We start from the raw sequence: 12,172 nt of genomic DNA, 5'->3' as shown, positions 1-12,172 counted from the left end.
CTTAAAGACTTGTGTGTACACCGTAGCCGCTTTTCGGGAGGGGCTGGGGGTGAGGTGTTAGGGGACTTTTCCAAGAGGTCTAGTATAACGGGAGAGAACGTCAAATAAGGACGAGTCACTTTCCTCAACTACCTAAACTCGCACCAGCAGATAAGAATCGATCGATATTAGCTTAAAACAATCGTCCACAAGGAATTGTTCCACGACGGATTGCATGACCGCTAGTTTCGGAATCATCCGCCCAGAAGAACTGTTTTAGATTACTGATGCATTCAGAATTGGGCGCAATGGCGATGCCTTCATTGTTAATATTTGACATCGAACTCGGGCGTTCGTAACCCTTGCTGATGATAAATTTGCCTTTCGTTGGAGAGCCAACAGTGGTATCAATAGCGAGTAAAGTTGAGCGGTTGCTGCAATTGTTATCGCAATACGCCCATAAAGTCTCATTATCGCGATCGAAGGATAAATCCATAATCTTCGTATTACCACTGGCAATGGTAGCGATACGCTGATACGTCGAGTCAGAGTTGAGCGCGTAGGCGTAAATTTGTCCATTCGCTTCCAGTCCAACAAAAAACAATCCCGTGCCGTGTAACGGATAATTGGCTGGGTTGTACGGCTGATTGGTACTTTCGTCTATGAATCCATTAGCCTGCAAATAACTATCTGGAACCCAGGCGATCGCTTCCAAGCCTAGATTAGTGGAGCTAACCGTCGGCAAATTAGAAGTTAAGTTCCATTCCTTGATGGCATTGAGGGTGGTAACACTGCTGCTGCTGTCATAACTCAGTACGCTGAAGCGGTTCGAGCCGCTACCATCTCGCTCAGTAGAAACATAGATAGTCGTTGAAGAAAGCTCGGCTTTGGTCACGCCTTCTGCATCCGGCGCACCAGTACCATTGGGATAGCGCAACGTTTTTCCAGAACTCCAACCATTAGTAGTATTTTTGACAAAAGTGCTGCCGTTCCAAACCATGTTGTAGAGTTTTGATGGTGAATTTTGCACCGCCCACAAAATGGCTTGTTGGGTTCCAGCCGCAGGATCGTAGAACAAACCGCTAAGATTACCACCGAACTGGTTAGAGCCATCAGCAGTGACTACAGTTGTGGTGCTAGGCCATGCGCTGTAGGTAACAGCAGCCTCTACCAATTTCGCACTCAATAAACTGATGCCGCAGGCAAAAGACAGCTTTGCGATCGCCCAAGAAGATATTGCTTTACATTTCATTGTTTGATAATCTCTGAGAATAATCAATGATTGAAACCCATACATCGTTCAATTTTCGATGCATAGATTGTTTGGATTACGCGGCATCACAGAAGTGTTTGTAAAATCCACTCTAGCAATTTGGTATAAATAAAAAAATTATAATTAGTTAAAATTTTGGTTAAATTTGGCTATTTTCACTAATTTTTCATCACTCAAAAAAACCTGATCCCTAATGAAAAGTTTTACTATAGGAATCCGGTTTTATTTCTGAAAATATACGTAGGATGTGAGCGCGGAGAGTACGGCATCAAACCCTTGATAATAGTGCGTTACGAACTCCGTTCTAACACAATGCCAGTTGCTACAACGGAGGGAACCTCCCTTCGGGTTCACCAGTCGCCTACGGCGGGAAACCCGCCTACAGCGCTGGATTCACCGCAACGCACTGGCTCCTCTACAATACCTAATTTCGTTCAAAAATCAAATAGTAATCCTATATTATGTTTTGCAGTTGCAGTAATGGTATGACATGAGATTGAGCTATTATCTCGGCATAATTAGTTATAATTATCACAGTCATTGCACCCCACACGCCAGTTATTTTGCTTAATCTCCTCACGTAATTTTTGGAGAGAGAAGACAACGTATAGCTTTTGTGGAGTGGGGTTATTGGAATTTAAGAAGTAATCAAGCGGATATAATATTAGTTACTAATAATATATGATTTGGCGTAGATTGAATCAAAAAATAAGGCTAGTATTTCCGATATTCTTACTTATAGTATTTATAGTAGTAATTGCATCCCAGAGACTCCCCGCAAGAGAAGCACAGCTAGTACAACAAGAAAGCAATTACGCGATACATACTCGACAAAACTTTAATCAACCTGGTTTTTATCCAGTTGCACAAATTCCATCGGCAAAACTTTATAAACCTGTTGGCGACTGGGTAGGAAGGTTAATCTTACCAACAAAACAGCAATTACAAGATGGTTTAGATTGGGTATGGATGGAAGTGCAATATGCACCACCTACAGCACAAAATTTGCTAGGAAAGATTGTGCGTTTGGAGTGGAAAAAGAATGAAGATTTGCTTGCTAAAGTTAAAGCTGTAACGCGAGATATAAACTTCACTTCGGAAGTTATTAAAAGTCAAAACCAAGGTAATATTCATCCTTTTCGACTAAATGGAGTTCGTCAGGTAGGGATTTTACGTTCTTTGGCAGGTGCAAATCCTAATGATGATGCAATTGTTGCTTTGGATGCAGATACAATTATTAATGCAAATGCAGAAAAATCTATTTTGCAAATTGAACGCGAACCTGTTATGGCAACTGGTAGATTTTATGGGTTGGTGAAAATAATTAACCCGGTTACATCTAATCTTTTATCTACAAAAGATAAACAAGATAGCGATTATTTTTCTGTCCAGCACTATAACCCTAACTCAAATAAATTTGATGGTATTCAAGAAACTATTCGTATTCCCCAACAAGTAATAGATACACGAAACTTTGCGCCTTCGAGTTCGCAGCAAATCGAAAAATCACCTGCGGGTGAAGATGGTTGGTATATTTATGGTGCTAAAGATGCAAATGCCGTATTTACAGTAAACGCCCTTGCACCTCGTTCTCTGTTTCAAATTCAACCCCGTCAAATCATCACTGGGAAGGAATTAGGGCTAAATTATATCCAAGAGGTAAATTGGCAAAATACCGAAAAAAATAAAGGTAAATTCAATACTGCCTTGTTAAAACCTGTAGAAACATCTATATCAAAATGGCAACAAGGCGATAAAGCGATTGTACTACACTTATTCGGTGGAATTGGCGGACGTAAAGCTGAAGCGATCGCAGTACCTTATACTATCACCGGACATTTTGCTTTTGGAATTGCAGAAGTTGTCCGCGACGAGTTTACTAAGGAATTACGTTTTGAGACTAAATACCATCAAATTTATGCCCATAACCCTGATGGAATTATTGCCGGAACGCATACATGGGCTGATTATATGGGTAATTTGCAACGTGGCTGGCTGGCAACACGTCCAGTATCAGATATTCTGATTAAATTCGACCCTGTAACGCAAGATTATGATTTTGATGGTATTAAACTTTCGCCTTTAGAGCAATTTCAGCAACAATTACAGGTAACAATGGCACGTTATCGCGTTGGCGATGGTACTGGTGGGGCAATGGTATCACCTGGTACATCATGCGTCCAAGACTCAAGCCAAGCACTTTATGCCGCGATAATGGCAATTAAAAACCAAGTTGCTACAACTCCTCAAATTCAAACTTGGATAGGCAAAAACCCTAATCATCCGCAAGCATTACGCTTTCAGCAGCTAGTTGAATTAGGTAAATCTTTAGAACAACAATTAGCGCCCTTGGGGATAATTCGTGCTGATTGGCAGAGTCAAGCAGGTATACTCGCAGGTACGGGAATCGGAGAAACGACGGAACCATTTCAAGATCGTAGTGTTTGGGCTGGTTTGACAACATGGCGAACAATAATGCCACGACAAGCACACGACGATCTCGCCATAATATTTTTCAAACATGGTGCAACTATGCAAGTATTGCGAACCAATCAAGTAGGTGGTTGGCAATCCGATATTATACCCATTGCACCAACAGTCTTTTTAGGACAATTTCAGATTCCCTTTACTAATATTTCACCACTTTCAGTTATTTTAAATCGTGTTCTAGCGTCGTTAGTACTTCTTACACGACAAGATTGGTTAGTTCTTGTTTTACTGCTGATAGTTTATAGTATTATTGCCATACCTTATGGCTGGAAATTTGGGTTTTTACAGATAAACATTTGGTCTGCAAATTGGATTGACAAATGCTTATTAATGTTGCGTTGTTTGTTTACACCTGCGATTATTGAAGAACTCTTTTTTCGTGTTATTTTGCTTCCTCATCCTAGCGAAATAACCAATTGGTTAAGATGGAGTTTATGGGCAATTGTGAGTTTAGTCTTGTTTATTTTATATCATCCATTGAATGCTAAACTATTTTTTAAAGCTGCAATTCCCACATTCTTTAATCATGTTTTTCTTACTTTAACTTCATTGTTGGGAATTATCTGTACTGTTGCATATACCTTAACAGGATCTTTGTGGGTGATAGTTTTAATCCACTGGGTTGTAGTAGTAATTTGGTTAATTGTTTTTGGAGGAATCGCAAAATTAGATAAAAATGAAAAAGATCGGCTAAGACAAGAGACGTGAAAAATCACTACAATAATTAGTCTTTTGTAGAGACGGCGATTTATCGCGTCTTTGTAATCTAGAATTTTCATCAAAAAACCTTAACCGAACTGTATTGTCTCGCACCTAATGCACCGTATTACAGCGTATTTCAAGTAAATGAAGTACATGGGCAACACGCTTGGGTTAAGGGCTACTGGCAAAAATTTTGGGTTTTTGAGACGCGATAAATCGCCGTCTCTACAAGTATTTTGGTCTTATCTGAACTGTATTGCTATATGGGTAGGGGCACAGCCATGTTCCATCTATATCTCAAGTCGCATAGCGGAGCGTTAGGCTAAAGCCGTAATACACCCTAATTTATGATTTGTCTCACCCTAAAAACAAAAAAAACCCGCTACGGCGGGTTACACAACAAACTAAGAACAATGAAAACTTGATTTAGCTGGAATACCTCATTTCAGCTTCCAGTTGACGAATCAGTTGTTCGTCGCCCTTTGCTCTGGCTACTTGCAGGCGATGCTCTAGGCTTTTTTGAATATTCTCTCTGTGGGCTTCTTGTGCTTTCCTTGCACTTTGTAGTCTACCTTGATTCATAGTGATTACCTTCTTAATTTTTCACTTTATGTCTTCTATCCTTAACATAGCACATATTTTGTAGCTGTTGCTACAGAATTTTATAACTTAATGTAGATTTTAACAAAAAAATGTCTAACAAGCAGATAGATCGACAACGACTCATGACTTTTCTAAGCGATTTCGGCGATCGCGATATCTATGTAGGCATAATGAAGGGAGTCATCGCCCAAATCAACCCCAGACTGACAGTAATAGACTTAACCCACCAAATTCAGCCGCAAGATATCGCCGCAGCCAGGTTTTGCCTGATGAATGCTTATCCCTATTTCCCCGTAGGGACAGTGCATCTGGCAGTAGTAGATCCGGGTGTGGGAAGTAAACGACGAGCGATCGCAGTAGAATTTGCTCAAGGGTTTCTAGTCGGCCCAGATAATGGTATCTTTAGCGGGGTACTTAGTCAAAGCCCTGCGATCGCAGCCGTCGAACTTACAAATCTTAACTATTGGCGAACTTCTCAACCAAGCAACACTTTTCACGGTAGAGATATCTTTGCACCAGTAGCAGCTAGTCTTGCTAGTGGTGTCCCCCTCAAACAGCTAGGACAAGAAATTGATCCAGCAAGTTTAGTCAAACTTGATATAGACGAGTGCCAGCAAACAAGCAACGGTGTAGTGGGTTGCATTCAATATATCGATCGTTTCGGCAACTTAGTCAGCAACATTCCAGCCAGTTACGTACAAGGCAAAACTTGGTATGTGCAAGCTGCTGGATTAAGTATACCAGGTTGTAAAACTTACGGTGATGTCAGCGTGGGAGAGAGACTAGCTTTAGTTGGCAGTCACGGTTGGGTAGAAATTGCCATTAATAGCGGCAATGCTCACTTACAGTTGCAGTTAGATTGGCAAGAACCGCTTCAAGTTGTGCTAACTTAAATCCCGCACCTCGTCAGTGCCACATCTAGAGAAACGCCAAAGTTATATCCTCTCTCCACAGTTGGCAGATGTCCTGGGGGGAAAGTTTTAAAGTTTGGTTCCTTGCCAGGTTTATACTCATATCTTTTAGTTTGCTGATTATAGTTCCACTTAATCAGCCACTCACCTGTTAACGTTTGCCATCCAACCGCGTCATACATCTTGCGATAGTCGTTTTTTTGTTCCCTCAAAATCTTTTCTTGAGCGCTAAAGCCCAACTTATCATCACTGGCTGTACTCCAAAGTTTGTCAATGGTTTTCAAGTCAACACATGAAAGTGCATTCATTTCATCTTTGCTAATAGCACCCTCTGCTTGTGCCTTAGTCCCAGCAACATCTAGCATTCTCAGGTAAGTTTCTCGGTCAGATTGTTGCCAATCTTTGTTTTGTAAATATTTCTGCAACTGACTGGAATCGACATTGCGGGCTGTGGTAATTTCTACCTGCTTCAATGAGCCAGAATTAGTAGTTGTGTTAACTAAATCAGTGTTTCCTGGACTTTTGCTCTCAGACTTAGACCGTGTTAACGAATATCCAATCCAGCCCAAAACAGCAAATATACCGATAAGACTTGCTGTAATTAGTAAGGTTAGTGTCAGAACAGTCTGATTATTCTTTGCCATTTTTGGATGCTTCTAATTACTTTGAATGCCCCAGGATGAATTTAGTCTAACCGCTACTACATAGATGTATATATTGTCATATCATCTCTCTCTTATTTCTTAACAGGTCTATTTTACAATGTCATCTTTTTGGAGAGAATAAGTATTTAGTCAACCACTCAGACTTTCTTTGCAGAGTTGTTAGGGTAATTGTTTAATGATTCTAGACGTGAGAGCCAATTGATATTCCGTGTAATCGTCGATTAAAGCGCGATTTTTCTAACATATTCGCAATCAGATGATGGTCTTTCATGTACTCGCAACCTTTGACGAGATCCAGTTGTAAAATTATATATCCCTCAGTCAGCAAAATTGTGATGTTTAGACCTTTACTACTTATACTAATTATTGCAGCAATTCTAAGTAGTTTTTTGAACCTGACACCCTCTACTGCCTTTGCACAACAGATATATGAACCAACTATATGAACCAACAAATGAGTCGCTATCAAAGCATGAAGTTCCAGAGTGGTTCAAAGATGCTAAACTCGGCATTTTCATTCACTGGGGCGTTTACTCCGTACCTGGTTGGGCACCACTGACTGGCGAACAGAACAAGGTAGTTGCAGAACGCGGTTGGGAATATTGGTTCCAGCACAACCCTTATGCTGAATGGTACTACAACTCCATGAAACTTGAGGGCAGTGACACCTATAAGCATCACCGTGCAACCTACGGTGAAAATTTTACCTATGACGACTTCATCCCCACCTTCAACGCAGCCATCACACAGTGGAATCCATCCCAATGGGCAAAACTGTTTTCTAAAGTAGGTGCGCGGTACGTTGTGCTGACGACCAAACATCATGATGGTTTCCTTTTATGGCCTAGCAAAACCACAAACCAGTCAGGACGAGTGGCGGCGCGGGATATTGTGGGCGAACTGACACAAGCCGTTCGTAAACAAGATATGCGTATGGGTCTGTACTACTCCGGCGGTATTGATTGGTCTAAACAAGATACAACGGTGACAGACTTTAACACCTTGGTTGCAGCCATTATCCAAGAAAAAGCTTACGCTGAATATGCTAATGCTCATTGGCGCGAACTCATTGACCGCTATCAGCCGTCTATCTTGTGGAATGACCTTGGCTATCCTGTTGGTCAAGCAAACGAGATTATGGCTTACTTTTACAATCACGTACCTAAGGGTGTAGTTAATGACCGCTTTGATTTAGGCGGGCAATTCGGTTTACACTTCGACTTCTCCACACCTGAATACAGTCAACTCAAACAAATCGAACCAAAGAAATGGGAAAGCACAAGGGGTTTAGGTTACTCGTTTGGTTACAACCAGAATGATACCGACTTGAACATGATTTCAGTAGATGAACTGGTTGACTCATTCGTTGACATTGTTAGTAAAAACGGCAACTTACTGCTCAATATTGGCCCAAATGCCGATGGTTCAATCTCCAAACTGCAAACTGAACGGTTGCTTGGCTTAGGCAAGTGGCTAGAAGTAAATGGTGAAGCCATCTTTGGCTCGCGCTATTGGATACGCTCAGAAGATGTGTCCACTCAAGGCATCCGAGTGCGCTACACCACAAACAAAGGTAATTTGTATGCTGTCTTGCTTGATACTCCCATGAGTCAGACGCTGACAATCCCAGGGCTAATTCTGCCGAAAAATGCAAAGATTACAATGCTAGGGGCAAAAGGTAAACTTGAGTGGCAACAGTGCGGACAGAATTTATTTGTCACGCTACCGGATATGTCTACGGTGAAAAAATCACCAGCCTACACGTTGAAAATCAGCCAGATACCTCTTTCCTGAAGCTCGGATATGAAATGCTGTACTAAGTTAATTTAAAATTACATCCACCCACCAACTTCCGCATCAGTTAAAGGTTTCTCTAACTTGCTATATTCTGTCTGAGCAGCCCGTAATACGTGTTTCATCTGTACTGCTTCTCCAGCATCGGCAGCGAGGAAAGCTGCATTTAAGGCTATGTTACGGATATTACCCCCAGCTACATTTAGTCGAGCTAGTTGGAGGGCATCTAAGTCTGCGGTTGGGGTGTCGGCGGGAAAAACGCGCCGCCAAATCTCGGCTCGTTGTGTTGTATCGGGGAAGGGGAATTGCACCACAAACCGAATCCGCCGCAGAAAGGCTGTATCAATTGCACTTTTCAGGTTCGTTGTTAAGACTGCTAAACCTGGGTAGCTTTCCATCCGTTGCAATAGATAGCTAACTTCAATATTGGCATAGCGATCGCGTGCATCTTTAACTTCACTGCGTTTACCAAATAAAGCATCAGCTTCATCAAATAACAAAATCACCCCACCTTGTTCAGCAGCATCAAATACCCGCCGCAAATTCTTCTCTGTTTCCCCAATATATTTGCTAACTACCGATGATAGATCGATGCGATAGAGGTCGAGGCGCAATTTTTGAGCTAGCACTTCTGCCCCCAAGGTTTTGCCAGTGCCGCTAGCACCTGCAAATAAGGCGCTGATTCCCAATCCTCTCGCACTTTTGGCAGCAAAACCCCAATTGTTATATACAGTACTGCGTTGACGCACATGAGCGGCAATGTCTCGAAGAACTTGTTTCTGTGCCTCTGGTAATACCAAATCTTCCCAATCACCAGATGGCTCAATTCGCTGGGCGAGTTCATCCAAGCGGGGACGGGCTTGCACGCGGCAGGCATCCCATAAAATGCTAGTGATATCATTTTCTGGCGTTTGGGCTAACTGTCCTGCGGCTTCCGCACAAGCAGCCCGAATGGTTGCGGCACTTAGGTTAAACTGCTCCACTAGAGTTTTAACTTGCCCGTTCATTTGCGGTGCCATTGAACCTAATGCATCTTGCCAAACTGTACCTTGTTCTTTGCTAGTTGGTTGATGTACGTCAAAATTAACTACTAGGCGTTGTCCTAATCCAATACGTTCCCGACTTGTAACTATTAAAAAGCCTTTTGTGCGTTCGATGAAACGTGCGATCGCATTTAACCGCGCTATATCATTAGTATCGAGATCGTTGCAATCTATAAGTAACGCACACTTACTTAAAATCGTCTCCCGAGTCCACAGGCGAATGAGATTATCTAACTCGCTAGGTGCTAATGGAATTACTTGTGCAGGCATTACCCACAAGTTCAAACCCTGGAGTTGACAAATTGTTGCGGCAATGGCGCGTTTGCTAGTAGTTTCGTTACCACATAACTGAACAATTGGCAAGCTATTAACCTTATAAGCTTGCGACCAAACTACTGATACTCGCTCGGCTAAATCTTGGTGCGAGGCGACTAAATCGCTAACTGCTTGTAATGGTTCAATGATGCCGGCTAATCGTTCGTCAAGATATTGAATGCCCGTGAGATAATGTAAAATTCGTTCGTCAATTCTTACGGGACTGAGAGTCAGGGCATGACCATCACCAATTTGAATTAACCGCCAATGACGTAAGGGAGCATTTGGAGCGATCGCATCCCAGTGGACATTAGGTAAAGCGGCTAGAGCTAAACTTAGAGTTGGGTAAGCTCGTTGTAAATCACCGTGCATTATAGCACACAATTTAGAAAAATCTCCATTCAATTCCATACCTGCACACAACAGCAACAAATCGCGTTCAAAGGGTGAGAGGCTAAATATTTTGCATACTCTTTCCAATGCCGATGGTGCAGGCATTGCAGCAGCAGCTTCCTGTAACGCTTGCCGTAAATGCTCTTGGTTGTTCTCTACAGATTGATTTTGCTCTTTTGCTGTGTGATTTTCTAAAATACCACGTACTACGGCCAGAGATGCTGATAGATAGCGATAGTTTGCCTCATCCCAATTGCGATTTGTTGTAGGATTCATAGAATAGTCACCTCTGGCGAATCATAACCTCCAGACTGATTCTTCTTATGCAATGGACTTTCTGCCCCATCTACCTGCACCCGAACAATATAAGTTCCTGGCTTGATGTTTTTGACAGGAATAGTAATTGCATCGGTGTCTTCAGTCCGCGATGCAACCAAGAAAGAATAAGCTACCGGACTATTGTCTGACGCTTCATTGAGTAGCAAAACTACCCGTTGTGCCTTACCAACTTTGGGCTGGAATTTCACGGTAATTTCGGCTGTACGTAAATTGTCGCCGCTATTTTCCACTTGAGCGACAAATGCGGTAATTGTTGGATGGAGGACAAAAGCCGCAACATTTGATTCAACTACATAATCTGTTTGCCCTGCATTGCCCATTGTGAGATGGACAACTTGGATACCTTGCACACTTGCGGATAAATCTGATGGGACTAACAGGCTAATTTGTGTTTCTTTAACATCATGAGGTACTATTAAAGTCTCTGTATTACTTAAACGGATTCGGGTAATCTCACCGCGTAACCGTTTACCACGAATTACTAGTGTTGTGCCCGCAACAATAATTTGATCGGTCTTTGCTGGAGCCATAACTTGCTCTATAGTCGGTTGAGACAAGGGCATTATGTAGAAACCTTCAGAATTTTCAGGTTTGCTACTTTCAATTAATACCATTGATGCCAGATAGGTAGCTGAAGGTCGATAGTGTGTTTGTAAAGCAGACCATAATTTAGAAGTTTCTTCCATATTAAAAAACTCTGGAGTCAATTTAATCTGCCCAATTTGTTCAGCTAAATCGGATACAGATACACTCGCGACAGCTTGGGAAAAAGCACTTGAGGTATTGGTTGTAGAGGCATTTATCAGAGTATTTTCAATAATATCCGATGTGATAGCTGGTGTTTTGTGTAATAAATGCATTGCATAGCCCAGTAAAAGCTCCGATTGAAAATCCTTGGCTCCGTAGGCTGTGAGCAAATAGTGGAGGTCAAGAGCTAGTGGCGGACTTGGAGAGTGCGGGTTTCCATTAATACGTGAATGCCGACTCCGAAATTCCTGAGATACCCAATCGACATTGCGATTCTGCGTTACTTGATAGAGAAAGAGGTTAATTTGAGCGCGTTCGTCAGCTTCAACTGAAATTCGATCGGGCGGTAGGGCAGTTACAATTACATCACCAACACTAGCAGCGATCGGATCGCTGACTAAACCATTTTCCAGCAAGACTTTTAGTACTGCTGTCACGGCGGCTATAGAGAGCACATTACTCATCCTCGTTCCTCATGGCAATAGCACATATTAATCATGTACGCCAGAGTACATTGACAGAATATATTTTGCAAAACTTTAAATATTCTGTAACAGAGACTATCGGCACGGCGTACAAAAGCACATTGGCAACTATTAGTACAGGATGGCGTAAATCCATTTGGTATATAAAATAACTACAAGTCAGGCAAATTACCTTGTTAAAAGCAGGCAAAATTCCCCGGTATTTTACTATTCTGGATTTGCGCTTTCCCGTTTCACTCCTACCATTTTTGTTTGAAGATGCGCCGATAAGACTGATGCAAAAATACAAGCTGTAGCGGCAATTCATGTAAACGCTTTCGCAAAGCGTCTCATAGAGTAGCTGCTTCTCTACGAATTCTCCAACAGAGTACTGGCATGGTATTGCTGCATTATCTCTAAAGGGCAGCCTCACGTAGAATTGGTATTAACACTA

General features: G+C 42.0%; 9 protein-coding genes and 1 pseudogene. 4 read left to right on the top strand and 6 right to left on the bottom strand.

The features are described from left to right. Positions 1 to 172 precede the first annotated feature (172 nt). A complete protein-coding gene (locus tag CDG77_RS12560; RefSeq protein ID WP_143857016.1) occupies positions 173 to 1,231 on the bottom strand; it encodes a hypothetical protein in 1,059 nt (352 codons plus the stop codon). A gap of 306 nt (positions 1,232 to 1,537) precedes the next feature. Here CDG77_RS12560 and CDG77_RS35400 point away from each other — a divergent pair, with 306 nt between their 5' ends. Then, a complete protein-coding gene (locus CDG77_RS35400; RefSeq protein WP_143857015.1) occupies positions 1,538 to 1,741 on the top strand; it encodes a hypothetical protein in 204 nt (67 codons plus the stop codon). Between the two features lie 192 nt (positions 1,742 to 1,933). Further along, positions 1,934 to 4,450 (top strand): CPBP family glutamic-type intramembrane protease, encoded by a 2,517-nt coding sequence (locus tag CDG77_RS12555; protein WP_094329698.1) that lies wholly within the window; start codon positions 1,934 to 1,936, stop codon positions 4,448 to 4,450. Positions 4,451 to 4,870: 420 nt separating this feature from the next. Here CDG77_RS12555 and pirA read toward each other — a convergent pair whose 3' ends face one another. Beyond that, positions 4,871 to 5,026, bottom strand: a complete 156-nt coding sequence (pirA, locus tag CDG77_RS36450; RefSeq protein WP_181154184.1) for an arginine synthesis PII-interacting regulator PirA — start codon at positions 5,024 to 5,026, stop codon at positions 4,871 to 4,873. A gap of 110 nt (positions 5,027 to 5,136) precedes the next feature. Here pirA and CDG77_RS12550 point away from each other — a divergent pair, with 110 nt between their 5' ends. After that, positions 5,137 to 5,940: an SAM hydrolase/SAM-dependent halogenase family protein gene (locus CDG77_RS12550; RefSeq protein ID WP_094329697.1), complete on the top strand. Its 804-nt coding sequence runs from the start codon at positions 5,137 to 5,139 to the stop codon at positions 5,938 to 5,940. Here the strand turns inward: CDG77_RS12550 and CDG77_RS12545 are convergent. Both CDG77_RS12545 and CDG77_RS39095 read right to left on the bottom strand, forming a co-directional pair. Continuing rightward, a complete protein-coding gene (locus CDG77_RS12545) occupies positions 5,937 to 6,602 on the bottom strand; it encodes a GUN4 domain-containing protein (protein ID WP_094329696.1) in 666 nt (221 codons plus the stop codon). The two genes, CDG77_RS12550 and CDG77_RS12545, sit on opposite strands and share 4 nt — an antisense overlap. A 217-nt stretch (positions 6,603 to 6,819) precedes the next feature. Further along, positions 6,820 to 6,909 (bottom strand): annotated as a pseudogene (locus CDG77_RS39095) (IS982 family transposase); the annotation flags it as partial. Between the two features lie 143 nt (positions 6,910 to 7,052). Here CDG77_RS39095 and CDG77_RS12540 point away from each other — a divergent pair. Further along, on the top strand, positions 7,053 to 8,417 hold the full coding sequence (locus CDG77_RS12540; protein ID WP_094329695.1) for an alpha-L-fucosidase: 1,365 nt from the start codon (positions 7,053 to 7,055) through the stop codon (positions 8,415 to 8,417). A 38-nt stretch (positions 8,418 to 8,455) separates the two neighbouring features. On the opposite strand, the gene CDG77_RS12535 is transcribed toward CDG77_RS12540, so the two are convergent. Together CDG77_RS12535 and CDG77_RS12530 are read right to left on the bottom strand one after the other, a co-directional pair. Next, a complete protein-coding gene (locus CDG77_RS12535) occupies positions 8,456 to 10,444 on the bottom strand; it encodes an ATP-binding protein (protein ID WP_094329694.1) in 1,989 nt (662 codons plus the stop codon). Then, positions 10,441 to 11,718 (bottom strand): DUF4255 domain-containing protein, encoded by a 1,278-nt coding sequence (locus tag CDG77_RS12530; RefSeq protein ID WP_094329693.1) that lies wholly within the window; start codon positions 11,716 to 11,718, stop codon positions 10,441 to 10,443. The genes CDG77_RS12535 and CDG77_RS12530 overlap by 4 nt, the downstream gene beginning before the upstream one ends. Positions 11,719 to 12,172 lie beyond the last annotated feature (454 nt).

The sequence above is a fragment of the Nostoc sp. 'Peltigera membranacea cyanobiont' 213 genome (genome assembly GCF_002245975.1).
Lineage (GTDB): Bacteria > Cyanobacteriota > Cyanobacteriia > Cyanobacteriales > Nostocaceae > Nostoc.
This window is presented reverse-complemented; position numbering and strand designations above follow the sequence as displayed.

Excerpts from the sequence above, each read along its gene's own strand:
- CDG77_RS12560 (WP_143857016.1), bottom strand. The coding sequence starts at position 1,231 with ATGAAATGTAAAGCAATATCTTCTTGGGCGATCGCAAAGCTGTCTTTT.
- CDG77_RS12555 (WP_094329698.1), top strand. The coding sequence starts at position 1,934 with ATGATTTGGCGTAGATTGAATCAAAAAATAAGGCTAGTATTTCCGATA.
- pirA (WP_181154184.1), bottom strand. The coding sequence starts at position 5,026 with ATGAATCAAGGTAGACTACAAAGTGCAAGGAAAGCACAAGAAGCCCAC.
- CDG77_RS12550 (WP_094329697.1), top strand. The coding sequence starts at position 5,137 with ATGTCTAACAAGCAGATAGATCGACAACGACTCATGACTTTTCTAAGC.
- CDG77_RS12545 (WP_094329696.1), bottom strand. The coding sequence starts at position 6,602 with ATGGCAAAGAATAATCAGACTGTTCTGACACTAACCTTACTAATTACA.
- CDG77_RS12540 (WP_094329695.1), top strand. The coding sequence starts at position 7,053 with ATGAACCAACTATATGAACCAACAAATGAGTCGCTATCAAAGCATGAA.
- CDG77_RS12535 (WP_094329694.1), bottom strand. The coding sequence starts at position 10,444 with ATGAATCCTACAACAAATCGCAATTGGGATGAGGCAAACTATCGCTAT.
- CDG77_RS12530 (WP_094329693.1), bottom strand. The coding sequence starts at position 11,718 with ATGAGTAATGTGCTCTCTATAGCCGCCGTGACAGCAGTACTAAAAGTC.